Source organism: Paraburkholderia heleia NBRC 101817 (genome assembly GCF_000739775.1).
Classification (GTDB): Bacteria; Pseudomonadota; Gammaproteobacteria; order Burkholderiales; family Burkholderiaceae; genus Paraburkholderia; species Paraburkholderia heleia.
In genome coordinates this window covers 84,377-108,577 of the sequence record NZ_BBJH01000005.1, presented here as the reverse complement: position 1 = coordinate 108,577, position 24,201 = coordinate 84,377, and the positions used below count along the sequence as shown (strand labels likewise).

At 62.8% G+C, this 24,201-nt stretch carries 22 protein-coding genes, 1 tRNA gene and 1 pseudogene; 7 read left to right on the top strand and 17 right to left on the bottom strand.

The window, feature by feature from the left end; translation table 11 throughout:
• Positions 1-5: 5 nt before the first annotated feature.
• From BHE01S_RS05620 to BHE01S_RS05580, 9 genes and pseudogenes are all read right to left on the bottom strand, one after another.
• Positions 6-239: pseudogene (locus BHE01S_RS05620) on the bottom strand (hypothetical protein); the annotation flags it as partial.
• A gap of 67 nt (positions 240-306) precedes the next feature.
• On the bottom strand, positions 307-1,113 hold the full coding sequence (locus BHE01S_RS05615; RefSeq protein ID WP_042261473.1) for a bestrophin-like domain: 807 nt from the start codon (positions 1,111-1,113) through the stop codon (positions 307-309).
• Entirely contained in the window at positions 1,110-3,383 is a 2,274-nt protein-coding gene (locus BHE01S_RS05610; protein ID WP_063769074.1) for a cation:proton antiporter, read from the bottom strand. The genes BHE01S_RS05615 and BHE01S_RS05610 overlap by 4 nt, the downstream gene beginning before the upstream one ends.
• Before the next feature lie 12 nt (positions 3,384-3,395).
• The gene (locus BHE01S_RS05605; protein ID WP_042261471.1) at positions 3,396-3,983 is read right to left on the bottom strand and encodes a LutC/YkgG family protein; all 588 of its coding nucleotides are present in this window, start codon (positions 3,981-3,983) and stop codon (positions 3,396-3,398) included.
• Positions 3,970-5,364, bottom strand: coding sequence for a lactate utilization protein B (locus BHE01S_RS05600; RefSeq protein WP_042261469.1), 1,395 nt, complete (start codon positions 5,362-5,364; stop codon positions 3,970-3,972). Before BHE01S_RS05600 ends, BHE01S_RS05605 begins: the two co-directional genes overlap by 14 nt.
• Positions 5,361-6,104 (bottom strand): (Fe-S)-binding protein, encoded by a 744-nt coding sequence (locus BHE01S_RS05595; protein WP_042261467.1) that lies wholly within the window; start codon positions 6,102-6,104, stop codon positions 5,361-5,363. Before BHE01S_RS05595 ends, BHE01S_RS05600 begins: the two co-directional genes overlap by 4 nt.
• Positions 6,105-6,224: 120 nt before the next feature.
• Positions 6,225-7,436: a porin gene (locus tag BHE01S_RS05590; protein WP_042261466.1), complete on the bottom strand. Its 1,212-nt coding sequence runs from the start codon at positions 7,434-7,436 to the stop codon at positions 6,225-6,227.
• A gap of 141 nt (positions 7,437-7,577) precedes the next feature.
• Positions 7,578-9,029: an APC family permease gene (locus BHE01S_RS05585; protein WP_042261464.1), complete on the bottom strand. Its 1,452-nt coding sequence runs from the start codon at positions 9,027-9,029 to the stop codon at positions 7,578-7,580.
• A 312-nt stretch (positions 9,030-9,341) separates the two neighbouring features.
• The gene (locus tag BHE01S_RS05580) at positions 9,342-10,358 is read right to left on the bottom strand and encodes an AraC family transcriptional regulator (protein ID WP_042261462.1); all 1,017 of its coding nucleotides are present in this window, start codon (positions 10,356-10,358) and stop codon (positions 9,342-9,344) included.
• Between the two features lie 207 nt (positions 10,359-10,565).
• Between BHE01S_RS05580 and BHE01S_RS05575 the strand changes: the two genes are divergently transcribed.
• The 5 genes from BHE01S_RS05575 to crcB all read left to right on the top strand — a co-directional run bounded on the left by BHE01S_RS05575 (position 10,566) and on the right by crcB (position 16,500).
• Positions 10,566-12,548, top strand: coding sequence for a primary-amine oxidase (locus BHE01S_RS05575; protein WP_042261460.1), 1,983 nt, complete (start codon positions 10,566-10,568; stop codon positions 12,546-12,548).
• A 7-nt stretch (positions 12,549-12,555) separates the two neighbouring features.
• Positions 12,556-13,542, top strand: coding sequence for a hypothetical protein (locus BHE01S_RS05570; RefSeq protein WP_042261459.1), 987 nt, complete (start codon positions 12,556-12,558; stop codon positions 13,540-13,542).
• Positions 13,543-13,591: 49 nt separating this feature from the next.
• Entirely contained in the window at positions 13,592-15,070 is a 1,479-nt protein-coding gene (styD, locus tag BHE01S_RS05565; RefSeq protein ID WP_042261457.1) for a phenylacetaldehyde dehydrogenase StyD, read from the top strand.
• A 123-nt stretch (positions 15,071-15,193) separates the two neighbouring features.
• Positions 15,194-15,940: an SDR family oxidoreductase gene (locus tag BHE01S_RS05560; protein WP_042261456.1), complete on the top strand. Its 747-nt coding sequence runs from the start codon at positions 15,194-15,196 to the stop codon at positions 15,938-15,940.
• Between the two features lie 179 nt (positions 15,941-16,119).
• On the top strand, positions 16,120-16,500 hold the full coding sequence (gene crcB, locus BHE01S_RS05555; RefSeq protein ID WP_042261453.1) for a fluoride efflux transporter CrcB: 381 nt from the start codon (positions 16,120-16,122) through the stop codon (positions 16,498-16,500).
• A 67-nt stretch (positions 16,501-16,567) separates the two neighbouring features.
• Here crcB and cfa read toward each other — a convergent pair whose 3' ends face one another.
• Complete coding sequence (gene cfa, locus BHE01S_RS05550) at positions 16,568-17,731, bottom strand: cyclopropane fatty acyl phospholipid synthase (RefSeq protein WP_174479487.1); 1,164 nt, start codon at positions 17,729-17,731, stop codon at positions 16,568-16,570.
• A 233-nt stretch (positions 17,732-17,964) separates the two neighbouring features.
• On the opposite strand from cfa, the gene BHE01S_RS05545 reads away from it, so the two are divergent.
• Positions 17,965-18,381 (top strand): HIT family protein, encoded by a 417-nt coding sequence (locus tag BHE01S_RS05545; RefSeq protein WP_042261450.1) that lies wholly within the window; start codon positions 17,965-17,967, stop codon positions 18,379-18,381.
• A 140-nt stretch (positions 18,382-18,521) separates the two neighbouring features.
• On the opposite strand, the gene BHE01S_RS05540 is transcribed toward BHE01S_RS05545, so the two are convergent.
• Entirely contained in the window at positions 18,522-19,724 is a 1,203-nt protein-coding gene (locus BHE01S_RS05540) for a porin (protein ID WP_084068582.1), read from the bottom strand.
• Between the two features lie 220 nt (positions 19,725-19,944).
• On the opposite strand from BHE01S_RS05540, the gene BHE01S_RS05535 reads away from it, so the two are divergent.
• Positions 19,945-20,035 (top strand) — tRNA-Ser (locus tag BHE01S_RS05535).
• A 48-nt stretch (positions 20,036-20,083) separates the two neighbouring features.
• Here BHE01S_RS05535 and BHE01S_RS05530 read toward each other — a convergent pair.
• From BHE01S_RS05530 to BHE01S_RS36510, 6 genes are all read right to left on the bottom strand, one after another.
• A complete protein-coding gene (locus BHE01S_RS05530) occupies positions 20,084-21,283 on the bottom strand; it encodes a site-specific integrase (RefSeq protein WP_042261449.1) in 1,200 nt (399 codons plus the stop codon).
• 241 nt (positions 21,284-21,524) lie between these two features.
• Complete coding sequence (locus tag BHE01S_RS05525; protein WP_042261448.1) at positions 21,525-21,791, bottom strand: pyocin activator PrtN family protein; 267 nt, start codon at positions 21,789-21,791, stop codon at positions 21,525-21,527.
• Positions 21,788-22,072, bottom strand: a complete 285-nt coding sequence (locus BHE01S_RS05520; RefSeq protein ID WP_042261447.1) for a pyocin activator PrtN family protein — start codon at positions 22,070-22,072, stop codon at positions 21,788-21,790. The genes BHE01S_RS05525 and BHE01S_RS05520 overlap by 4 nt, the downstream gene beginning before the upstream one ends.
• On the bottom strand, positions 22,069-22,515 hold the full coding sequence (locus BHE01S_RS38645; protein WP_174479486.1) for a hypothetical protein: 447 nt from the start codon (positions 22,513-22,515) through the stop codon (positions 22,069-22,071). Before BHE01S_RS38645 ends, BHE01S_RS05520 begins: the two co-directional genes overlap by 4 nt.
• A 206-nt stretch (positions 22,516-22,721) precedes the next feature.
• Entirely contained in the window at positions 22,722-23,105 is a 384-nt protein-coding gene (locus BHE01S_RS05510) for a hypothetical protein (protein WP_042261446.1), read from the bottom strand.
• A gap of 40 nt (positions 23,106-23,145) precedes the next feature.
• Positions 23,146-24,189 (bottom strand): HNH endonuclease signature motif containing protein, encoded by a 1,044-nt coding sequence (locus tag BHE01S_RS36510; protein ID WP_084068578.1) that lies wholly within the window; start codon positions 24,187-24,189, stop codon positions 23,146-23,148.
• Positions 24,190-24,201 lie beyond the last annotated feature (12 nt).

Here is a 24,201-nt window from a genome sequence, read left to right as displayed (position 1 = left end):
GCCTGCGCGAGGTTGTACTCGGCCCGCACCTGCTCCAACACACGCGCCACGGTAGCTTCGAAGCCGGCCACGTTATGAAAGTGCGGCATCGTCCAGTTACAGCCGCTGCGGTCGGGCTCCTGTCGCTGCGGGCGCGGCACGCCGATCTTCACGCCGTCGTCGACGACCTCCTGTAGCTTGTGGATGCGCCGGTGCACTTCCTCCTGCAGCCGCGAAGCATTGAGCGTCTTGCGCAACACCATTGCGAACCTCCTTACCTGTACGCGTCACGTCGCGCGAGTCTAGCGCAATGGCGCGCTCGCGTCGCTATTCGGCCGGCGCATTCATGTGCGCCAGCGCGTCGCGCATCGCATCGCTCGACAGTACGAGTTGCCCCGTAAACGGCGTATCGAGATCGGCGATCACATAGACCGCCGACGAAATCGACACCGCCCCAAGCAGGATCAGCACGATAGCCAGCGCGTTGTGCGGCGCGACGAGGCCGAAGCTCAGGAAGATCAGGATCAGCCAGAGTGCGAGCATCGTGAAAAACGGCCGCGAAATCGTCCCGTGCGCCTCTTCGATCAGACGCCAGCGCGTATCGGTCACGCGGTCGAACATCTGCGAGAGCGGGCTGACGAGCGCCTGATGGTAAGCGTCGCGCGGCGCGAGCGTCGCGATTTCGTGCCCCACCGAGTCGAGCAGCGCGCCGAGCGGCCGGCTTTCGAGTTCGTCGTTGCCGACGCCCGGATCATGAGGATAGTAGTTGCCCGGCGGCGGCTTTTCCTGCGTCCAGGTCGAGGCGATGGCGCTTGCCGTATAGGCACGCAGCAAGGTGCGGGCCGTGGTCGCGTCGGGGCCGTAGTCGCGCAGGCGTTGATCGAGCTGGATCAGGTCGGCGGCGTAGGCGCGCATGTCGTTGGTCGCCGTATCGAAGCCCGATTTCGCGGACGCGGTGAGCAGGCTCAGCACGAGCGCCGCAAACGTCACCAGCATGCCGATCACGAGCTGCACGAGTTGCACGGTTTCATGCTTGCGATGCTCCTCGGGCAATAATGGCCGCAACAGCACGCCGAGGCCCGTGCCGCCGAGCAGCAGCGCGAACACGAGCAACGCCGACTCGAATTCGGTCATGGCGACGGCCTGCGCTCTTCTTCTTCGGCGGCGTCCATCTGCGCGGCGGGGCCGGTGTGCGCCACTACGGACGCTGTGGCCGCCGTGGGGGCTGCGGGTGCCGCGCGCTTTGCGCCGGCGTCGGCTTCGGCCCCGCCGGGACTCAATGCGTCGATGCGCGTATGAATCGCCTTCGCGTGGGTCTCGCCCGGCACGAGATCCGGATGCGCCCGCGGTACCGCGAGCTTCCACGCGGTGTCCAGCTCGCGCCGGATCGAATCGTAGATTTCCTTCGATATCGAACGGTCCTCGTACATGGCCTGCACGCGTTCGCGTCCTTCACGCAGCGCGTAGAGCAGCAGCATGCGCCGCTCGAGCACGTTCGAAGCGTGGCCGAAGCAACGGCGCACATCCGCGAGGCCATGCTCGGCTGTCGCGATGCGCGCCTTGAGTATCGTCTTGAGCAGCGCCGCGAGACGCTCGCCTAGCAGCGGCGTCAGACTACGGTCGTTGAAAACGATCAGCTGGTGCAGCACTACCCGGCGACACATCAGGAGTTCGAAGCGATCGGCGAGCGCGTCGCCGTACGGCTGCCGCACGCGCAGCCAGCGATAAAGCCATCGCGCGACGCGCATCTCGAGCGTATCCGCCAGTATTTTGGCGGCCGCGCGCTGATAACCGAGGCGCCCGCCCGCGCGCGCCTCTTCGATCATGGCGTCGGTGTTGCGCATCATGGCGTCGAGATTGCGGATCGTAATGATGCCGCTGCCATACTGAGGAATGAGGTCGCGCTCCTTCGCCGCGAGGGTGACGAGGCCGATCACGAGACGCTCGCGGTCGGAGAGCGCCGCTTCGAAATCGAATGCTGTCGCGCTGATGTCGACGCTGCGCCGGAACGTATGGCAGGCCTCGTCGGCGATCGTATCGGGAATGTGAAAGGTGCGGGCCGCCATATGCACGCGCTCGGATACACCGATCGACGAAAGCTGCACCGCCTTTTGCTGCAGCGCCTGTTCCTGGGGCGAAAGCAGATCGAGGCGCAGCCGCCGGATCAGCAGCTTGAGCGACGTGCCGTTCACGATCAGGCTCACGAGCACGAAGCCCGTCGCGAGAATCGCGACGAAGCGGCGCGTGGCATCGGGCAGCGCCGTGTCCTGCGCGAGGCCGAGCGCGAGCACGAGCGTGACCGCGCCGCGCAACCCACCCCATGCAATCACGAGCTTATAGGCCGCGCTCACGGGCTCCGTGAGCCGCAGCCGGCTCAGCAGCGGCAGCATGCCGAACACCACGACGACCCGCGCCGCGAACGCCGCCACCACCAAGACGGCGAGCGCGACGAGATCGAGCCACTGCGCGTGGCGCAATGTGGCTGGAATCTGCATGGCCGCGAGCAGAAAGATCGCCGCGCCCGCCATGGCCGCGATCTGCTCCCAGATCAGCTGCAGATGCTTCCAGTTCACAGGCGACAGGCGCGTGCTCCCCAGCCCGCTGATGACGAGCCCGGCCGCGACCACAGCCACCACGCCCGAGACGTGCAAGGTCTGGTCGGCGAGGAGATAGAGCGGATACGGCAGCGCGAAACTCAGCGAGATCTCGGCTTTGCCCTCGCCGCCCAGCGCCGGCAGGAGCCACGCGAACGCGCGCCCGGCCAGCGCCCCGACGAGCAGACCGCCGCCGAGCGCGATACCGAGCGAGCGCAGCGCAGCCGTTGCCGAGACATGGGCGGCATCGCCCGTGATCGCGGCGATCAGCACGCCGGCAATGGCGATGGCCGCCGCGTCGTTGAGCAGACTCTCGCCCTCCACCAGGCGCACGAGCCGCTCGGGCGCGCCCACTTCGCGGAACACGGCGAGCACGGCGGAAGGGTCGGTCGTCGCGATCATCGCGCCGAGCAGGAGGCCGTCGGCGAGCGGACCGAGGCCCGTGAGCCGGATCGCGCCGCCCACCACGCCGGTCGTCACGAACACGGCCACCACGGCAAGCAACAGAATGGGCGCCGCGTCCCCGAGCATTTCTCGCACGTTCACGCTGAGCGCCGCCTGGAATAACAGCGGCGGCAGGAAGATCCACAGGTAAGCCTCGGGCGGCAGCCGCGGCGCAAGCGCGGGCATCACGAAGTTCGCGGCGAGCGTGGGCCAGGCCTCGCCGCTCACGAGATAGATGCCACCCAGCGTGAAACCCCATGCGGCGAGCAAGACCGATTCGGAAATCGACCCGCGCAGGCTCACGGCCTGCACGAGCGCGATGCTCGCCAGCAGAAAGCCACTCAGCAGAAGGGCGTGGATGACCATGGCGTGCAACCGTCACGGCGCCGGCAGCCACACCACCGTCAACGACCTCACCCCCTGTGCCCCCTGGATCAGCACGCCTTCGATATCGGCCGTCGCGGACGGCCCGGTGACGAGCGCCGCGTAGCGCGCGCTGCGAAAATCGTCGCGCCGGTACGCGTCCTGCAGCCCCGCCACCAGCTGTGCGGGATCGAGGAGCACCACGAGATGCTGCACGATATAACCGAGCGCGTTCACCACGTACTCGCGCTCGCTCAGCCATAGCGATCCCGTTTCCGCCACGCCGAAGCGCGCGCGCACCACGCCCACGTCGACGTCTTCGAGCGAAGCCGGCTTCGTGGCGGCGCTGATCTCGCGCGTGCCCGGCATCTCCGGCGTGGCCGATGCGATACGCGCCTCGCTGCCAAACCGGCGCACGATCATCGCGCGCACATCGGCGGCGCTTTGCACCTGCGTCTCGCTGCCGCCCATCAGTTTGAGCGCGGCGCCAAAACGCTCGCGCAGATCGCCCGAGGGCGCTTCAAACAGCGGCACCTCGGGCAACGGTTCGTGCGCCGGTTGCGCGGCGCGCACGCGCGCGAGAAACGCCTCACGATCCGCCATCGCCGCCTCCCTTGCGGTTTTTCCGGTACCAGGCATGAAACGTGGTGTGCGGCACATGCGGTAGATCGCGCTGCTTGCCCCAGATATTGAGCGGGTTGTAGAGCATGAAGTTGGGCAAGCGCCGCAACGCGCCCTCGAGCGATTTCACCGTGCCCCGATAAAGCGTCGGACTGCCGAGCAACCGGCCCGCCATCTTCAGCACCTCCTGCTTCACGAACGGCACTTCGTGCTGTGCCGCGATGACCTGCCGCCACTGGTAGATCTGCTCGTGAATATTGATCTTCACGGGGCACACGTTCGTGCAGCTGCCGTTGAGCGTGGAAGCGAACGGCAACGCGCTGAAGCGTTTGAGGTCGAAGGTCGGATTGATGATCGCGCCGATCGGCCCCGCATAGGTGCTGCCGTACGAGAGGCCGCCGCTGCGCCGGTACACGGGACAGGTATTCATGCACGCGCCGCAGCGAATGCATTTGAGCGAGTACCAGAACTCGGGCATGGCGAGCCGCTCGGACCGGCCGTTGTCGACGAGCACGAAATGCATTTCCGCACCGGGCCGCGGCGCGCGGAAATGCGAGGTGTATTGCGTGATCGGCGAGCCAAGCGCGCTGCGCGAGAGCATGCGCACGAATACGCCGAGATCGGAAAGGCGCGGAATCAGCTTCTCGATGCCCATCGAGACGATGTGCAGGGGCGGCACGTTGGCGGACAGGTCCGCGTTGCCCTCGTTCGTGCACACGACCACCGTGCCGGTTTCGGCCACTGCGAAATTGCAGCCCGTCATGCCCGCCGTTTTCTCTCGCACGAACCACGGCCGCGTATTCATGCGCTGGCTTTCCGCGAGATAGTGAATGTCGTTGTTGTGCGGGTCCGTGCCGATGGTGCGGCCGAACACTTCGGCCACGTCGTCGCGCAGCTTGTGCACGGCGGGCACGACAATATGGCTGGGCGGCTGCTTGTCGAGCTGCTGGATGCGCTCGCCAAGATCGGTCTCCATCACCGAAATGCCGCGCGATTCGAGGTACGCACGCATCTCGCACTCGTCGGTGAGCATCGACTTGCTCTTCACGAGCGCCGTCATGCCGCGCTCGCTCAGGATGCGATAAACGATTTCGTTGTGCTCCCCGGCCGTATCCGCGAAATGGACCTGCACGCCATTGGCTTGCGCGGTGTGCGTGAACTGGTCGAGGTAATCGGCGAGATGCGAGAGCGTGTGCGCCTTGATTTGCGAAGCGAGCGTGCGCAGCATTTCCCATTCGGGAATGGCGTGCGCTTGCGCGTCGCGCTTCGAACGCAAGTCCCACAGACGCTTGTCGTGGAAGGCTACGTGCTCCGGCCGCGAGAGAAACGTGCCGGCGAGCTTCGCATGTTCGACTCGCTTCATTCGCGCGCTCCGTTGAGCACCTGGGCAATATGGATGAAGCGGATGTCCGCGCTCATGCGCTCGGCGCAGCCCTGCTGGTGCATGAGGCAGGACATGTCGGCGGACACGATGTATTGCGCGCCGGCGCTCACGTGATCGACTACCTTGTCCTGCCCCATGCGCACCGACACTGCTTCTTCGGTCACGGCGAACGTGCCGCCAAAACCGCAGCATTCGTCCGGGCGCGCCGGCTGCACGAATTCGATGCCTTTCACATGTTCGAGCAGCGCGAGTGGCTTCGAGAATGCCGGACCCGCGATTTCCGAAACCGAAGCTTGCTTCAGATGGCGTAGCGCACTGCAGCTATTGTGCAAACCCACGCGCCAGGGAAATTCGGCCCAGGGGAATTCGCGCGCGCCCAGCACGTCATGCAGGAACTCGACAAGTTCATACGTGCTCTCACGCACCTTGCGCACGGCGTCGGTCTGCTCGATCGCGGTGAAGTGGTCGCGCACGTGATTCACGCAGCTCGCCGAAGGCCCGACGATATAGTCGTAACCCGCGAAAGCGCGCGCAAACACCCGCTCTGCGCCGGCTGCCTCGGCCTGCGCGCCGCTGTTGGCCATGGGCTGGCCGCAGCAGGTTTGCTCGAGCGGATAGTCGACCTCGCAGCCGAAACGCTCCAGCAGTTCCAGTGTGGCGATTGCCACCTCGGGGTAGAACGCGTCGATGAAGCAAGGGACGAACAAGGCAACTTTCATGCGCGGGCTCACACGAAAAGCGGACCCGAACATTCTACTGCCGAACGGCGCGGGCGTCGCGCGAAGCGTGTACGCGCCGCGGGTTGCCGCGGCGCATCATGCTGCGCCGCGGCCGTTCGCCTAAAAGTTGTGGCGAATGCCCGCGATCACGGCAAGCTGCTTGTCGGTGTTCGAATTCACGAGGTTCGGAATCTGCGCCAGATTCTGCGTCGCACCGCGCGCGGCGTCGATCCCAAGACCCGCCCCCGACGACTTCTGGCCAATTGCCACCGCATAAACCGCGGTGCGCTTGGAGAGGCTGTAGACCGCGCCCAGATTGATCTGCTGAAGCCGTGTGGACGAACCGCCGTCCGGATGCGCGTTGTTGAAGATGTAGGCGAAACCGAATTGAAGCGCGGGCGAGTATTGCCACGACGTGTTCAGCTCGGCAATGTCGAACGCGATGTCCGCGCCCTGCGGCCGCGCGGCATCCGCGAAATACAGACTCTGCGAAAGAAGCGTATGCGTATAGCTGAGCGCCACGCTGACCTTGTCGAACGCGTACGAGCCACCCGCGCCGAAAATGCTCACGCGCTGTGCATTTTGCAGTTCGCAGTACGATGCACCCGGATTGCTGCAACTGAAATCGCCGATATAGCCGGTCTCGCCGCCCAGCGCCGCCTGCAGCGGATTGCGCAACTCGAGGTAGCCGGCAGAAAGCGAAATCGGCCCATTGGCGTAATTGGCCGCCACCGACCAGCCGCGGTTCTGTGAGAAGTTCCCTGCTACGCCGCCAAAACTGAACAGGCCGCCTAGCGTGAGGCCGCCGAAACTCGGGCTCACGTATTTGATCGAGTTATTGAAGTTGAACGCTTCGTTGAGGTTGTCCACGTCGCCGAAATGCGAGCCGTATAGCGTCGCCCAGTTGTTGCTCGACACATAGACGCCCAGATCGTCGGAGAACGGATCGTACTGGCGGCCCAGCGTGAGCGTGCCGTAGTGGCTGTTCGCCACGCCCACCCAGGCGTTGCGGTTGAAGAGCGTGCCGCCCTGCAGCAGCGCGCCGTTCTGCGAGAAGAAGCTGTTTTCGAGCGTGAAGTTGACGCTCGTGCCGCCGCCGATGTCCTCCCTTCCCGCGAGGCCCCAGCGCGACGGTACGAGGTTCCCGCCGCCCAGTTGCCAGTTTGCGTGACCGCTCGTGCTGCCATCCGCGTGCGTGGTCTGCTGGTTGGTCGAATAAATAAGGCCCGCGTCCACCGTGCCGTAGAGCGTGACTGAAGATTGCGCATGTGCGCTCATCGCGAGGGCGCACAAAGCCGGCGCCAGCGCGGTGCGATTGACGATCATTGCCATGTCGATGTCTTTTCGAAGAAAGGCGGCCCACTGCGCTGCATGCGCGTGCGCGGCCGGAAGCGCGGCGCCGGAGGGCGCGCCACACGAGTCAGGAACTTCGTGAATCGAGGGCTTTGCGCGAAGCGCGTCCCTCGCGTGTTGTTATTGACCGAACCGCGCGTAGATGTCCGGCCGCGAACGCTTGAGCACGAAGGCGATCACCACGCCGATCAGCGCCACGGCAAGCACGACCCACGGGAACGCACGTACGGCGGGGCTATCGGAACCGGCGAGCGCGTCGAGATTGCCGATCAGCACGACGCCGATGGAGAGCAGACCGCAGCCGCCCAGCACAGGCGCGAGGAGCGCGTGCCACAGACGCGTATCCTTCTTCGTGGCGTAGAAAAACGCCGCCACCGAAAAGCTCGTGACGGCCTGCAGCATGACGATCCCGATGGTGCCGAGCGCCGAGCCCCAGCTGAAGACGATATTGAACGGATCGCTGCCCGCGAAAACGAAAAGGCCCACCGGCACGGCAACCGAAAGCGTCTGCAGGTAGCTCGCGAGATACGGCGATCCATACTTTGGATGCAGACGATCGAGCACCGCGGGGAGGATCCCCTCACCCGAGAGCGCGTGGATGTAACGCACGATCGTGTTGTGAAACGACAGCAGACTCGCGAAGATGCTGGAAAGCAGCAGGAAGCTCATCGTCGTGGTCATGGCGCCGCCCAGGTACTTCGCCGACTGGATGAACCAGAAGTCGCCCGGCTGTTTCGTCGCGACGTCCGCGACATTGCTGATGCCGTAGGCACAAACAATGGCCCACGTGACGAACGCAAAGAACACGAGAATCAGCGTGACGGAAACATAGGTGGCGCGCGGCACCGTGACCTTCGGGTCGCGGCACTCCTTGCCATAAATCGCCGTGGCTTCGAAACCGATGAACGACGCGAGGGCGAACATCACCGCGATGCCGAGGTGGCCGCTGAATACGTGACGCGGCGAGAACGGCGCGAGCGTGAGGCCATTCGGTCCGCCATGATGAATCACGATCGCGAGGCTCAGCAGCAGCAGGATGCCGAGTTCGAGACACATGAGCACGCCGAGCAGACGGCTGTTCAGATCGATGCCGCGAATGCCGGTGAACTGCACGACGACGAGGCACACGAATGAATACGCGTACCACGGCAGCGAACCATGCATCAATGGCCCGAGCACTACCGTGCAAAAGAAACCGAACAGGCCGTACAGCGCGATCTGGATGCTCGTGTACGAGAGCAACGCGACGAGTGCGCCGGCCATGCCCACGGGGCGGCCGAAACCCGCCGTGATGTAGGCGTAGAACGCGCCGGCGCGCACGATGTGACGGCTCATCGAAGCGAAGCCCACGCTGAACACGAGCAGCACCACGCCCGCAATCACGAATGCGCCGGGAATACCCGCGCCGTTGCCAAGGCTGATGGCCGGCGGGACCGCGCCCAGCATGCCAGTAAGCGGCGCCGCTGCAGAAATGACGAGGAAGACGATCTGCCAAAGCCCGAGCAGGCTGCGCTGTGAGTCCACTGCCGCGTCGTCTCCAACGAGGTGAGCGGGAGAATACGGTTCGTTCATCGTTGCCTCTGCTGGTGTCTGTTCTGGGTTCGCCACGACACGATGAAGAACCGCGTGCCTCTGGCGCTCGGCGAATCGAATTTCCCGATTCGGATTGAGCGCATGGTAGGCAGCTAATAAATTCGCCAACTTGGCGCAACGCGCCAATTACTCGATAAAGTGCGCCAGAGCTGGAGCGGGTTTTCACTTAACCGCGCTGAAGCGGTCGTTGTTACCTTTGGCATCCTGATTAATGCGACGGACCGGGAATGCGTACTTTATTCAGTTTGCAAACTTACTGTAAGCCATCAATTTGCTTTCACGATTTGCGTGCTAGCGGGTACGTTTAGCGCCCACCCGGCCCCAGTTGCGCGTCGCACGCCATAGCACCGTAGCGTCGGCATAACCCACTGCGCGGGCCACGGCCGCATTGGTCATGCCCTCCTGCTCGCGCAACACTGCCACGCTGCGCTCGCGCTCTTCACGAATGATCTGGCGCACGGAGGTGCCGGCGTCGGCGAGATGCCGCTGCAAGGAGCGGTCCGAGAGACCGAGGTCTTTCGCGATATCGCTGACCACGAGCTTCTCGCGCGCGAGCCGGCGTGTCACGAGATCGCGCACCTGGTCCACCAGCGTATGCGGGATCGTGTCCCGCGAAATGAGGTCGGTGGCGTGGCGCTCCATCATGCGCGCCATCTGCACATCGGCGCTCTTGAGCGGCGTGTCGAGATCGCGCGGGTGCAGGACCACGCCGTTTGCCGGCTGCTGAAAGCGCACCGGCACGCGAAAGAGGCGCAAGTAAGGCTTGAGGTCCTCGGGCGCCGCGTGCTCGAAATGAATCTCGCACGGCGTCCATGCCGCGCCCCGCACCTGGCGAATCATGTGGCACATGGCGGATACGCTGTATTCGGCGTCCTGCCGGCGCGGCCAGATCTGCGTATGCGCGATGCGATAGCTCCACATCGGCCACGCATTGTCGCTCACGAGATCCATGGCCGTCGCGCTTTGCCACGAGCCGAGCGTATCGGTGAACTTACGGATTGCGGCGCCGAGCGTGGGCGACGACATGAACACGAGGCCAGCCGGCCCCAGTTCCGTAAGCTGCAATTCAGCGCCTAAACGCAGGCCGAGAAAGGGCTCGTTGAGCACCTGCGCCGCGCGTTCGAACGCGCCCACGTAACGCCCCAGCGCGACGATTTCATAGGGATTGGAAAGCTGCCTGCGACTCAGGCCGAACTCGGCCAGCAATGCATCGCAGTCCGCACCAGCGGCGTCGAGTGCACGCACGATGGGACCCATCACGGCACCGCGAATCATCGGGAAACCGCTATTGACAGGCACTCTTTTCATGTCTCGCTCCGTTGGGGCCTGTACGCGCCGATGGTCTTAACCATCGATCATCTCTGGCGCACTCTATCGCCCCTTTGGCGCGTTTTGCAAGCGCGAAAAAAATACGGCGTTTCTACGATTGACCCATCGACATCGCGTGAGACGACTGCGGATTCTGCATACCGTCCCGTGCCCTGTTGCGCCCAACGTCTTCCTTACGAAATGCTTATGAACACGAATCCGAACGCGCATCCGCTCGACCCGTTGAGCCTCGCCGAAATGCAGCTTGCCTGTGACATCGTGAAAGCCGCGGAGCAGCTCGATGAATATGGGCGCTTTCCCGTCACCGAACTGAGAGAGCCGGCCAAGGCAGAGGTGCTCGCCTACAAGCACGGCGATTACTACTCGCGCCGCGCCTTCGTCGTCGCGATCGATCGCACCCGCAGCCAGACGCTCGAATTCGTCGTAGACCTGCGCGAGAAGAAAGTGGAATCGCGCAAGGCGCTCGCCTTGCAAAGCGCGCCATATGGCCAGCCGCCCGTGATGATCGAAGACTTCATGAATGCGGAGCGCATCGTCAAGGAAGATTCGGCATGGCGCGAGGCCGTGAAAAAGCGCGGCCTCACCGAAGACGAACTCGAGCGCGTACAGGTCGATCCGTTCTCCGCTGGCGCGTTCGACCGCCCGAACGAAAACGGCCGCCGCCTCGTGCGCTGCGTGAGCTACTACCGCGAGTCCCTGACCGACAATGGCTACGCGCACCCCATCGAAGGTGTCGTCGCCGTGGTGGACCTGCTCGCGCACAAGGTGATCGAGCTGATCGACGACGGCCGCATCATCCCCATTCCGCGCGCCAAACATAACTACGACACGCCTAGCCTCGGCGAGCCGCGCGCGAGCGTCAAGCCGCTCTCCATCAGCCAACCCGAAGGCCCGAGCTTCACGATAGACGGCTGGCAGGTTAGTTGGCAGAACTGGAAATTCCGCGTGGGCTTCACGCCGCGCGAAGGGCTCGTGCTGCACCAGATCACATGGGACGACGGCAAGAACGCAGCGCGCCCTATCGTCTACCGCGCGAGCGTGACCGAGATGTGCGTGCCCTACTCGGACCCCACCACGAACCACTACTGGAAAAGCGCGTTCGATGCGGGCGAATACGGACTCGGCAAGCTCGCGAACCAGCTCGAACTGGGTTGCGATTGCCTCGGCACGATCCGCTATTTCGACATTCCGTCCGCCGACGACTTCGGCAACGGCTTCACCATGAAGAATGCTGTGTGCCTGCACGAGGAAGATTACGGCACGCTCTGGAAACACTACGAGTTCCGCACCGGCGTGTTCGAAATGCGCCGTTCGCGCCGCCTCGTGATCTCGTTCTTCGCAACCGTGGGCAATTACGACTACGGCTTTTACTGGTACTTCTATCAGGACGGCACGATCCAGCTCGAATGCAAGCTCACGGGCATCATCCAGACCTCGGCGGTGGCCGATGGCGACACGTACCCGTGGGGCGGCATGGTCACCGAGAGCCTCGGCGGCCCGACCCATCAACACTTCTTCAACGCGCGCCTGCACATGATGGTGGATGGCGAGAAGAACGCCGTCACCGAGCACGAATTCGTGCCGCGCGCGATGGGTGCGGAGAATCCGTACGGCAACGTGTTCGATACGACGAAGCGCGTGCTCAAGACCGAGCAGGAAGCGGCGCGCAACGCCAACGGCCAGACCGGGCGCTTCTGGAAAGTCGTGAATCCGAACGTGAAAAACCGCGTGGGCGCGAATCCGGGCTACAAGCTCATCATCAACGACTCGCCGCTCATGCTCGCCGATCCCAACTCGAAGGTGCGCCAGCGCGGCGGCTTTGCCACGCGCCACGTGTGGGTCACGCCGTACGACACGACGCAGCGCTACGCGAGCGGCGACTACCCGAACCAGCATGCGGGCGGCGACGGCCTGCCCCGCTATATCGAAGCGAACCGCAACGTGGAGAACGAGGACATCGTGCTGTGGCACAGCTTCGGCCACACGCACGTGTGCAAGCCCGAAGATTTCCCCGTGATGCCGGTGGAGTATGCGGGCTTCATGCTCAAGCCCAACAACTTCTTCTATGGCAATCCCGCAATGGACCTGCCAGGCGGGCGCGATCCGCACAGCGTGCAGGACGGCGCCGACGCGCCCGAAGCAAAATCGTGCTGCCACAGCAAGCCCTAAGCACACGATGATGCCGCGCGAGCGCCGCCTTACCGTGATGCACGCGGTACGACCGCTGGGTGTCTGGGCGTCGGTCACGGGCGGCGCGAGCGCACTCGCGGCAGGCGTCATGATCGCGGCAATGCACGCTGGCGCGCCGTTTGCCGCGTTCGCTGCGAGCGCGCTTGCGTTGCTTGCGATGGCGCTGATTCCCGGCACGCTGGCGCGCTGCTTCACCACGCACCCCACCATGCCGATCGCGAGCGCACTCGCACTCACGATGGCGGCGACGAGCGCCGGGGCGCGCGCCGGCGCAACGCTCGCGCAGACACCGCTCATTCTGGGCGGCGTCGCCCTGCTCGGCGCTGCGTGCGCGCACTTGTGGCGCACGCGTGATATCGCGGCTAGGTCGATGCATACGGATGCAATCGCGCCGACGTGGCGCAACGGCATGCTGCTCATCGCACCCGCGTTGCTTGCGGGCCTGTCGAGCGGCATGCTCGCGCGTTTCCAGTTTTTCGCGGTCTGCGGCGGCGCTGCACTATCCGTGACGCGGGCCGTAACGCCACTCGCCGCGGTGAGCCTCCTGGGCGGGCTGGCCGATCGCATCGAATACCGGCGCGCGCTGCTCGTGCTCTTCGTATTGCGCGGCGCGCTGCTTGCCGCCCTCACGTTCGATTGCCTCGCGCCGTGGACCGCGCTCGCTGCACCCGCATTCGCCGTGCTCGACTACCTGACGCTCCCCACGCTCATACGCGGCGGCCGGGCGTCGCGGGCCTGCGGTACGGGCTGCCCCGGCCTCGCACATCACGCGGGCATGCTGGCAGGCGCGGCACTCGCCACCACGTCATGGGGCTTCGGACAAGGTTTTGACGCGCTGTTCATCGTTGGAGGCGCGCTCAATCTTGCATGCGCATGCGCATACGCATTCGCGCCGCCGCGCCGCTTCCGGACGCACACGCCCGGCTCTGCGTCAGCTGCACTCGCTGCGGGCAGCACAATCGACTTACGCTGAAAAAATCCCCGAAAAAACGTTCGCATGACTATCGAAACAAGGAGACGGTATGGACCGCCAGGACTTCACGCACACGATCCGCACGCAGATGTTCGTCGACGGACGCTTTAGCGAAAGCGGCAACGGCCGCACGTTTGCCGTATTCAATCCGGCCACGGGCGCGGAGATCGCGCAGGTGCCCGACGCGAGCGACGCCGACATCGACGCCGCCGTCACCACCGCGCGCCGCGCATTCGAAGCCGACACGTGGCGGCGCATGCCGCCCGCCGCGCGCGAGCGCCTGCTGCTCACACTCGCCGACCTCGTCGAGCAGCACGGCGACGAACTCGCCGCGCTCGAAACGCTCAACCAGGGCAAGCTGCTCGGCTTCTCGAAGATGCTCGAAGTGGGCGGCAGCGTGCAATGGCTGCGCTATATGGCCGGCTGGGCCACCAAGATCGAGGGCAGCACCGTGGATCTCTCGCTCGCCTTTCCGCCCGGCGTGCGCTACAACGCCTCCACGCGGCGCGTGCCCGCGGGCGTGGTCGCCGCGATCGTGCCATGGAATTTCCCGCTGCTGATGGCGGTCTGGAAAATCGCGCCCGCGCTCGCCTGCGGCTGCACCGTGGTGCTCAAGCCCGCCGAGGAAACGCCGCTCACCGCCATACGCCTTGCCGAACTCGCGAGCGAAGCCGGCTTTCCGCCGGGCGTGTTCAATGTCGTCACGGGCCAGGGAGAAACGGCGGGCGCGGCGCTCGTTCGCCATGCGCAGGTGGACAAGGTCACCTTCACGGGCTCGACCGAGGTGGGCCGCATCATCGGCAGGCAATGCGCGAGCGACCTCAAGCGCGTGTCGCTGGAACTGGGCGGCAAGAGCCCCGTGATCGTGCTCGACGACTGCGATCCGCAGCGCGCGATCGAAGGCGCGGCTGGCGCGATCTTTTTCAATCACGGCCAGGTCTGTACGGCAGGCTCGCGCCTGTATCTGCCGCGCGCGCGTTTTGATGAGATCGTCGAAGGTATTGCCAACGTTGCACGCGCAACGGTGCTCGGTTCGGGTTTCGATGCGGCCACCCAGATGGGCCCGCTCGTTTCGGCACGCCATCGCGCCAAGGTCGCAGGCATGATCGCGCAGGGCCGCGCCGAAGGCGGCGAGATCGTGGCGGGCGGCGGCGACGGCAATCGCCCCGGCTTCTTCATCGAGCCCACGGTGATTGCGAACGCATCCAGCAAGCCGCTCACCGTCGTGCGCGAAGAGGTGTTCGGCCCGGTGCTCGTCGCCATGCCGTATGACGATGTCGAGGAAGCCGTCGCGGCGGCGAATGCTTCGGAGTACGGTCTGGGTGCGAGCGTCTGGACCCACCAGCTCGACCGCGCGCTGCGCCTGGTAGACAGCGTGCAGGCAGGCACGGTATGGGTGAACACGCACAACATGGTCGATCCGGCGCTGCCCTTCGGCGGCTTCAAGGCCTCAGGCATCGGCCGCGAGCATGGCCGTGCGATCGTCGACGCGTACACGGAGACGAAATCCGTCTGCATCGCCTACTGAGCGCCGCCGTGCAGCATTGTTAATCGAAATGGAATGATGAAACCCGGCGGCACGCAATGATCGCCGCAGCGGTTTCGTCCATGATCGAGCCCGCTCCCACCACTCACGAGAAGGACTCCGATCATGAACGCATCCACGAACTCGCGCGGCGTCGCCATCGTCACGGGCGCCTCGCGCGGCATCGGCTCCGCCATTGCCGAACGTCTCGCACGCGACGGTTACGCCGTCGTCGTCAACTACGCTTCGCGCAGCGCGGAAGCCGAGGCGCTCGTTGCGAAGATCGCGGCGGGCGGCGGGCGCGCCATCGCCGTGCAAGCGAACATCGCGAAGGCCGACGACGTACGCCACCTCTTCGAAACCACCGCCGCAACGCTGGGCCAGCCCACGCTGCTCGTGAACAACGCGGGCATCATGAAGACCGTCACGGTTGCCGATTCGAGCGACGCTATCTACGACGAAACCTTCGACATCAACGTGCGCGGCACGCTCAACACGCTGCGCGAAGCGGCGACGAAACTCGCGGATGGCGGGCGCGTGATTAACTTCTCGACCTCCGTACTCGCGATGAATCTGCCCGGCTACGCGCTCTATGCCGCGAGCAAGGCTGCGGTGGAGACGATCACGCGCGTGTTCGCACGCGAGCTGCGCGGACGCTCCATCTGCGTGAACGCGGTTGCGCCGGGGCCGGTGGCGACAGAGTTGTTCCTCAGCGGCAAAACCGAAGAGCAGATCCAGCATTTCGCGAACATGCCGCCGCTGCAGCGCCTCGGGCAACCCGGCGACATTGCGAATGTCGTGTCGTTCCTCGCGGGCCCGGACGGCGGTTGGGTCAACGGCCAGGTGCTGCGCGCGAACGGCGGGATCGTCTGACACGCCGCCCGGCGCGGGTTCGCAACAGGACTCAGCGCAGGACGTGGTCTGAAGGCAAGCAGCCTGGCGTGAAGCCGCCGGTCCCGGCCGGTGCTACACTCCGTGCTCGAAATCGATAGAAAGACAGAACCGGCGGCATAGCGCGCCGGTTCATATTGCGCCCTCAACCACTCCTGACCATGTATCTGTCCATCCTCGCCGTCGGCGCCGGCGGCGCGCTCGGCTCGCTGCTGCGCTGGGTCCTCGGGCTGCGCCTGAATGCCCTCTACCCTGAGTTGCCGCTCGGCACGCTTGCGTCGAACATCATCGCGGGCTACGTGATCGGCGTCGCGGTCGCCTACTTCGGGCGCATGCCCCAGCTCTCCGCCGAGTGGCGCCTTTTCGTTATTACCGGCCTCATGGGCGGCCTCTCCACGTTCTCGACCTTTTCGGCTGAAGTCGTTTCGCATCTGCAGCACGGCCGTTTCGGCTGGGCTGCGGGCGAAATCGCCATTCACGTGTGCGCCTCGGTCGTCATGACGATCCTTGGCATCGCCACGGTCTCGGCACTGATACGCTGATCTGCAACGACAACGGCCGCGTTCGCCATTCGCGAAACACGGCCGCATGGATGAAGCAACGCGCAGATCAGGCAGGACGCTGGTAACCGCCCAGCAAACCGTTCTTCGAAAACACCCACTGCCAGAGCTGGATGTCGCGCGCACGGAACGCTCCGGCGCACGAAAGCAGATAGTAACGCCACATGCGGTAGAAACGCTCGCCCATCTGCGCCTTGAAACGCGGCCACGCGGCCTCGAAATTCGCGTGCCACGCCATGAGCGTGCGGTCGTAGTCGGCGCCGAAGTTATGCAGGTCTTCGGCCACGAACAGGCCGCCCGAAGCGTCGGCGATCTGGCCGATGGTCGGCAGCTCGCCGTTCGGGAAAATGTATTTGTCGATCCACGGATCGGGCGTGGTGTCGCGGCGGTTCTTGCCAATGGTGTGCAGTACGAACAGACCGTCGTCGGCAAGACAGCGGTGCGCGACTTCCATATAGGTGCGATAGTTCTTCGGGCCCACGTGCTCGAACATGCCCACGCTCGCAATGCGGTCGAACTTCTCGTCGAGCAACCGGTAGTCCTGCAGGCGGAATTCGATGGGCAGATCCTTGCAGCGTTCGGCACCGAGCGCGGCCTGCTCCTTCGAGATCGTCACGCCCACGCACGACACGCCATAGTGTTCGGCCGCGAACTTCATGAGGCTGCCCCACCCGCACCCGATGTCGAGCAGGCGCATGCCGGGCTTCAGGCCCAGCTTGCGGCAGATGAGATCGAGCTTGGCGTCCTGCGCCTCGTCTAGCGTCTTCGCACCGCCCGACCAGTAGCCGCAGGTGTAGGCCATGTTCTTGTCGAGCATCGCCTCGTAGAACTCGTTGCCGATATCGTAGTGCTGCTGGCCCACCTTCCATGCCCGGCGCACGGTCTGGCGATTCATGAGGCGCGCCTTGAGCGCGTAGAAGACGAGACGGGAGGGATCGATCTGGTCATCCAGATGCGCGCGCAACACATGTGCGAAGAACTCGTCGAGCTGCTCGCAGTCCCACTGACCGTCCATGTAGGCTTCGCCGAGGCCCAGATTGCCTAGTGCCAGCACGCGCTCGGGCAACTGCGGATCGTGGATGCGCATGTCCCACGGCCGGGTGCCGTTGAATTTCACATCAGCGCGCGCCAATAGCTGGGCTGTAAACCGCCAGGCCCCCGAAACGGTGGCCTCACGAACGGGTTGAACTGCTTCGAGATCAGTCGTTGCCATACGTGCTCCATGCGGCTGGAGCGGGTCCTTGGTACCTTGCTCCAATGCCATTCAAGAGGTTGCTATCAAGACATTCGTCGTCGCGCGCGCTGCGAGAAACTCTATGATGCACCTACTTCAAAAAACGTGCAGGACCACGCACAGGCCATACGGGGCGGGCCATAATCGCAAACTCGACGAAACCCATCGCCCCGGCGCGAGCAAACAGCGCGCCCGAACTGGAGAGACTGACCATGGCCTACGACGACAAGAACATCTTCGCCCGCATCCTGCGCGGCGAAGCACCCTGTATCAAGGTGTACGAGGACGACATGACGCTCGCGATCATGGACGTCATGCCGCAAGCCGAAGGCCACCTGCTCGTGCTGCCGAAAGAAGGCGCCGAGTTCGTCTATGACCTTTCGCTCGAAGCGGGCGCCGCCGCCATGGCGACGGTGCAGAAGATGGCAGTCGCCATGCGCAAGGCGCTTGCGCCCGAAGGCCTGTTGATCGCGCAGTTCAACGGTGCCGCCGCCGGGCAGACCGTACCGCACGTGCACTTTCACCTGATTCCGCGTCGCGCGGGCGAAGCACTGCGCCCGCATGCGCGTGAAATGGCCGACATGGCGCAGCTCGAAGCGCTGGCCGCGCGCATTCGCGCCGCTTTGTAAGCAATATGTATTACTAACGTTGGCGATTCTTAAATTTTATATGCCATCGAATTCCACGAAGTCTTCGAGTGGGACGCGCGCGGAGCGCCACTGAATGACGGCGAGGTCTGTCGGTGCTGGCCGCATGCGGCTCGCTGGCGTCAGAACTTGTGCCGGACCCCTACCACGACGAGCGCCTGATTGTCGGCGTCCGAACTCACGCCGAAGTCGCCGATCGATGCCTGCGCAACGACACTCGAACCCTTCGCGTCGAGCGTGTGGCCGCTCGCCTTCTGGTAGCCGGCGAGCGCGTAAAGATCAGTGCGTTTGGAGAGCGAGTAGTTGCTGCCAAAGTTCAACTGATTGTAGTGCGCGGACGAGGGGCCGGTGAGCGACGTGTAGTTGTAGCCCGCGCCCGCGCGCAGCGCCGGTGTGATCTGATAGTTCAGGAACGCCGAGCCGCTGTTGAACTTCGCGGTTTGGTGGAAGGTTGAGTAGGCATCGTTTGCGTATTGCGTATTCGAGTAGGCCAGCCCGAAGCTCACTGCGCCCACCGCATAGCTGCCGCCGGCGCGCACGATCTGAATCGAGCTTGCGCTCGCGAAGCCCTGATTGATGACGGTGTTGAAGAGACTGTCCGAAGTACTCGTCCAGGTGCGCACGCCGGACGTGAGCGTGCTGCCGCCGTTGGCGAAGAAGTAGCCGGCCGCGAGCGAGAGCGGGCCGCTCGAGTAGGCGGCGCCGAAGCTGTACGTCTGGCCGCTGCCGGTAGCACCGGCTACGCCGCCGAAGCCGTACAGCGCTTCGAACTGCAGGCCTGCTATGAGCGGGCTCGCGTACTTGACGGAGTTGCTCACGCGCAGGCTGTTGTCGTAGTTGTCGAGGTCGCCGGGCGTGCCGAACACGCCGCCGAACGGACCGTCCGCGGTGAGCGGCTGCACGAGATCGACTAGTGGATCGTACTGTCGGCCGAGCGTGAGCGTGCCCCACGTCGTGCTGGCGAGACCGACGATGGCCTTGCGGCCGAATTCGCGGCGACCCTGCCCGAGCGCACCGGTGCCCACGTTGAAGCCGTTTTCGAGCTGGAAGATGGCGGCCAGACCGTTGCCGAGATCCTCGGTGCCACGCAAGCCCCAGCGGCTGCCCGAGAGATTGCCGCTGCTGAGCTTGACGAGCGTGGACTGGTTCTGTCCATTTGCACTCTGGGCGTTGTGCACGTAGGCGAGGCCGGCATCGAGGATGCCGTACAGCGTGACGCTGCTTTGCGCGTGGGCAGTTGTGGCGATCGTGGCGCCTGATGCGGCGAAGGCGAGTGCGAGTGCGGCGGCTAGCGGGCGGCGTGTGAGAGACGCGTTTTTATTCATGCGCGGCGTTCCGTTGCGTGTGGTGGTTATCGCTGTGCGGTCCTTGCGTGGCGGCGGCAAGGCCGGTGCGGCAACGTTACGGAATGCCCGCGAAGCGGGGAACGAACGATTTCTGCGCTGCTTAGGGGCTGCGAGTGACTTTGCAAAGCGCAGATCGTGCCAGGTTCTACGTGAGCGCTTTCCTCCGGCGCGCGGAGTCTGCTATAATTCGCCTCCCGCCGGAGAGATGGATGAGCGGTTTAAGTCGCACGCCTGGAAAGCGTGTATAGGTTAATAGCCTATCGGGGGTTCGAATCCCCCTCTCTCCGCCAGGAAAACCTTTTAAATCAAGCACTTAGGCTTTCACCCCTGCGATTTATTTAGCTGTTTTCGGCTATCTTCGGCTGAGAATCGCACGACAATCGCAGCATGTCTGCTGCAAACTTCTCTACTGCTTTACCTCCTGCCTCCGGGTCTGCACTCGGCATCCACCGCGCGTAAATGCGTACTGTGGTGTTTTGGTTCGAGTGTCCCATTTGCCGCGCCACCCACATAGGATGCTCGCCCGCCGATAGCATCATGGAGGCGTAGGTGTGGCGCGTCTGGTACGGTTTCCGGTAACGCACCTTGGCTAACTTGAGCGCTCGCGTCCACACAATCCGCACCGGCGATTCACCGCCCCACCGCGCCCGGTTCCGTGGGTCTTGGAATACCTCCCTTCCCGCAAGAAAGGTGTGCGCTTTCTGAGATTCGAGCGCAAGCAACGCCGGAGGCAATAGCTTGACCTCTCGGCGGCTGGATTTGGTCTTAGTGTCCTCCGCCTCCTTAGCCGTCTGAGTCAACGCCCGACGTATCACGACAACGCCCCTACGCCAGTCAACATCGGACCAATCGAGCGCTACAAGCTCCGAAGTCCGCAACCCGGCCCAAAATGCGAACTGGATCATATTAGCCGCCTGGTCAGGTAGCGCCGCTACGATTGCCCGCTGCTCCTCCACCGTGAACGGGTCTACATCGTCCTCCTCCTTCGGAGCCTCCTTCTTCCGGTAGGTCCAACCGTGTAGCGGGTTCTTTTCCATCAAAGGCGGCTCCTCCTGCACCGCATCCTCAAACGCCTTACGGGCAACGCTCTGGATATTGGCAAGCCGCTTGTTACCGCAGTCCATTTTGTCCAACCATGCCCGAAAGTCGGCCCGCGTTAGCTCCGAGAGCGTCTTTTTCCCAAATTGCGGGATAAGGTGATAGTCAACGATCTTGCGGTAACCATCTACGGTGCTGGCCTTGAGGAACTTCCCTTGCCGCTCTACCCATGCCTCAAGGTAGACCGCCACGGTTCTAACCTCTCCTTTGAACTGCGCGAACATCACAGCCTTCGACGAGTCCGGGAACGACTTGGCGTAGTTGAACGTTCCCCGCGCGATTGATAGCAGGATTTCAGACCGGATTAGCTCCGCCTGTTTGAGTCCCGCCGTTGTCGGTTTGATGCGTAGCCGCTCCCGGCAAACTACGCCCCTGTAGGTGAAACTGATTTGTATGCTGGTGTCCGAAACCTTCCTAACACCCCGCCCGTCTCTACCCATGATTCATACCCCTTTACGTCAATAAGTTGCCGGTTATCTGGTGCTTGTATCCATACCTCTCCTTCTAGCCATATGCCTCGATTGATCTTGGTTCTAATGGCGTCCTCTGTGTATCCGCTCTTTTCGGAAAATTTGCGGATAGTGAGATACCTAACGCCCAAGAGGTCCCCAACTGCGCGCGGTTGACGTTCCTGCATCCATACAATCTCCTTGTAAAATGAGCGATATTTCGCGTGCGCCCTTATTTAAGACCGCAAAGTTGGCTGCACTCCTTCATAGCTTCTGCACGCCTTGCATCTATGTAATCGGCCAAGTCCTGAATGTGGACTGACCTCGCGGTTTTTACAGAGCGCTCAGCCCTGATTACCGGGAGAGCAATCTCTCCCTTATTGATCTTCTCCAAAAGCTTCCGCTCCGCCAAATGCGGGAAGTACGCTTGTTGGACCTCGGAGAGCGGGACCGCCGCGCGTGCTCCGAATTGGGCCATTAGCAGAAACGCCGTATTCAATCTGACGCCTCCTGATCTTTGAGGCTGCAAAGTTGGTTACGCTCCTTGACGGCTATGGCTCGTTGCGTATCGATCCATTCTGCTAGGTCGTGTACATAGAAGCTCCGCGCAGTCTTGGTACTACGGTCCGCACGGACCACCGGGAGGGTTATCTCTCCTCGGTTAAGTTTGCGTGTCAGGTTGTCCGCATCCAAGTGTGGAAAGAATGCCGCGCGGACCTCCTCGAAAGGAATCAAAACACGTCCGTCAAACTGCGCCATCAATAGAAACAGCGTTTTCATTGCCTCCTCGCTTTCGTCTCAGCTATAGCCCGTGATACAGCCGCTTTAAGCTGGCGACAATTCTCCTGCTGGTACTCCTTAAGCTCTTGCGCCTCCCTTGCTGCCCTATCCTCAGGCGTTTCCGATGCCAGCGCGGCAACCTCAGGAGCGGTCAGCAATTTGTCCACGCTTTCTATAGGAATCTGACCGCACGCGTTCAATTGGATACGGTAGCGGGACAGCATGGCGGCTACGGTCCCTCGGCTACGCCCTATCATCGCGGCGGCTTGGCTAATGGTGACGTGCGGCGGCCTGGGATGGCGGCCCGCGTATATCTCGACAGCTTTAACTGCTAACTCCAGCGCCTCAGCTTGGCTGAGACCAGGCCCCTCCTTGATGATTTCGCGAACTATCTGAGGCTGGCCCTTCGATTTAGGGAAATGGTGGACGCGGACTGTTGGCATTGCGTTCTCCGTCTGGTTGTCGAGCGCCAAGTTTAGCCAACGGTTTAAAATCCGCGTAAACTTTTAATATCGAGTACACCTAATCTGTCAATAACTTTGCGAACCCATTGACACAGCTATTTCAACGCGGGGCGTAGTTCGTCCATCTACGGAGGGCGGAGACAATCTAACTCTCGAAGTCGCGCCCACACGGAATGCTCCATGCGTCAATGGTCCCGCAGCACAATACCTCTCACATCGGCCACCTTTTCAGCATCAGAACTCGCCTTCAATAGCGCAAGACGAATCTCCATCATCTTTCTCTTTATCGCCGCTAATTCATTCTCATTTTGTGAGAGCTTCTCTTTGATATCTCCACACTGCTTGAACTTGCCAGCCACTAGCCCTTGATACAGCGCCAGCACGTCCGCCTCGGAGAGGCCGATTCGTGCTACCGCTTGCCTCGAAGCTACTGGATCCTTGGTTATGTTTACCGTAACTGAGAAGTTGTCGGTCCAAGGCGCGGTGTCCTTTGAAAGGTCCTGAGCATCGACAAATTCGTGACTGTCATCCCCTAATCCCTTACTCGCGGGTCCTCGATAGACGTGCATTTTCAACCTCGCCTTAGAAAGAACGAACGAAAGCAGCCCACTACTTCCGAGTGCCGAACGCAAACAACGGTAACTCATTAATAGCTACTTCGCCTTTTGCCTTGAACACACTCTCTTTACCATCACCAATCAGGGTTAAAGGTCGCGGCGCGCCTCTCGTGAAGAATTGAAGCTTGTCCCTAGAAACAACGACGGCGTTTCCGCCCACAGCCCACACTCCTTCTAACCTAATCAACCCCGGCTCAACGACTTCCACGGAAAGTAGTGTAACGGGATTGTGGATGAATTCGCGATCCTCGGCATTGATTGCCCATATTAACCAGTCGGGGATAAACTCGGGTGAACATGGCGCGGTAAGCCGCAGCGCGCCTGGACGAGAGGCAAAGGTGACGTCCGCGTGAGCGGTGGCCTTAAAGTGTCCTGATTTGGCAATTCTTACGATTTCATCTCCACGTACCGACGAGAGCTTGAGATCAATCAGTGTGAGATCGTCATCAAGTGTGAGGTTGACGAAGCTACCTGGCGAAAGGCTAAAGGCCAGCACGCTCGAAGTAGCCGTGACGGCCAGTGAACCTAGCAACAGTTTCCGTTCTCCCCCAGGCTCAACATACACATGGCCCGTGCGGGATTGATCCTCACGCGGGACGCCTTTCCATTGATACAGTGTCTCATCCGAGATTTTCAAGCGACCGTGGTGGATAGCATCGTGACATGTTGGGCACACGGCGATCATGTCCTTCTCGTCGTGCGTCTGATAAACCGCCCACTCCTTTATATGGTGGATATGTGTTCGCGTGTTTGGGCAGCCTGGATTTGCACACTTGCCGCCTGCCTGGTTACGCAGGGTGTTCTTAATGACCGCGCCAACATTGGTCCGGTGTGTCGCCATGGCGTGCTCGCTTGAATATGAAATACGTCCCGCCGCTATGCGCTTCAACGGTGGCCAAAGCAGCGGCAGTCTCAAGTTGCGTTCAGCGAACGCCTTATACCAGTTAATGCTCTCCAGCAACTCCCACGCGATTTGACGCACAGAAGCAAATGCGACGTTGTTCTCAGCATTCGGGGGCGTCCAGCTAGCTTCCATCGTACGGTCCGG

Excerpts from the sequence above, each read along its gene's own strand:
- BHE01S_RS05615 (WP_042261473.1), bottom strand. The coding sequence starts at position 1,113 with ATGACCGAATTCGAGTCGGCGTTGCTCGTGTTCGCGCTGCTGCTCGGC.
- BHE01S_RS05610 (WP_063769074.1), bottom strand. The coding sequence starts at position 3,383 with ATGGTCATCCACGCCCTTCTGCTGAGTGGCTTTCTGCTGGCGAGCATC.
- BHE01S_RS05605 (WP_042261471.1), bottom strand. The coding sequence starts at position 3,983 with ATGGCGGATCGTGAGGCGTTTCTCGCGCGCGTGCGCGCCGCGCAACCG.
- BHE01S_RS05600 (WP_042261469.1), bottom strand. The coding sequence starts at position 5,364 with ATGAAGCGAGTCGAACATGCGAAGCTCGCCGGCACGTTTCTCTCGCGG.
- BHE01S_RS05595 (WP_042261467.1), bottom strand. The coding sequence starts at position 6,104 with ATGAAAGTTGCCTTGTTCGTCCCTTGCTTCATCGACGCGTTCTACCCC.
- BHE01S_RS05590 (WP_042261466.1), bottom strand. The coding sequence starts at position 7,436 with ATGGCAATGATCGTCAATCGCACCGCGCTGGCGCCGGCTTTGTGCGCC.
- BHE01S_RS05585 (WP_042261464.1), bottom strand. The coding sequence starts at position 9,029 with ATGAACGAACCGTATTCTCCCGCTCACCTCGTTGGAGACGACGCGGCA.
- BHE01S_RS05580 (WP_042261462.1), bottom strand. The coding sequence starts at position 10,358 with ATGAAAAGAGTGCCTGTCAATAGCGGTTTCCCGATGATTCGCGGTGCC.
- BHE01S_RS05575 (WP_042261460.1), top strand. The coding sequence starts at position 10,566 with ATGAACACGAATCCGAACGCGCATCCGCTCGACCCGTTGAGCCTCGCC.
- BHE01S_RS05570 (WP_042261459.1), top strand. The coding sequence starts at position 12,556 with ATGATGCCGCGCGAGCGCCGCCTTACCGTGATGCACGCGGTACGACCG.
- styD (WP_042261457.1), top strand. The coding sequence starts at position 13,592 with ATGGACCGCCAGGACTTCACGCACACGATCCGCACGCAGATGTTCGTC.
- BHE01S_RS05560 (WP_042261456.1), top strand. The coding sequence starts at position 15,194 with ATGAACGCATCCACGAACTCGCGCGGCGTCGCCATCGTCACGGGCGCC.
- crcB (WP_042261453.1), top strand. The coding sequence starts at position 16,120 with ATGTATCTGTCCATCCTCGCCGTCGGCGCCGGCGGCGCGCTCGGCTCG.
- cfa (WP_174479487.1), bottom strand. The coding sequence starts at position 17,731 with ATGGCAACGACTGATCTCGAAGCAGTTCAACCCGTTCGTGAGGCCACC.
- BHE01S_RS05545 (WP_042261450.1), top strand. The coding sequence starts at position 17,965 with ATGGCCTACGACGACAAGAACATCTTCGCCCGCATCCTGCGCGGCGAA.
- BHE01S_RS05540 (WP_084068582.1), bottom strand. The coding sequence starts at position 19,724 with ATGAATAAAAACGCGTCTCTCACACGCCGCCCGCTAGCCGCCGCACTC.
- BHE01S_RS05530 (WP_042261449.1), bottom strand. The coding sequence starts at position 21,283 with ATGGGTAGAGACGGGCGGGGTGTTAGGAAGGTTTCGGACACCAGCATA.
- BHE01S_RS05520 (WP_042261447.1), bottom strand. The coding sequence starts at position 22,072 with ATGAAAACGCTGTTTCTATTGATGGCGCAGTTTGACGGACGTGTTTTG.
- BHE01S_RS38645 (WP_174479486.1), bottom strand. The coding sequence starts at position 22,515 with ATGCCAACAGTCCGCGTCCACCATTTCCCTAAATCGAAGGGCCAGCCT.
- BHE01S_RS05510 (WP_042261446.1), bottom strand. The coding sequence starts at position 23,105 with ATGCACGTCTATCGAGGACCCGCGAGTAAGGGATTAGGGGATGACAGT.
- BHE01S_RS36510 (WP_084068578.1), bottom strand. The coding sequence starts at position 24,189 with ATGGAAGCTAGCTGGACGCCCCCGAATGCTGAGAACAACGTCGCATTT.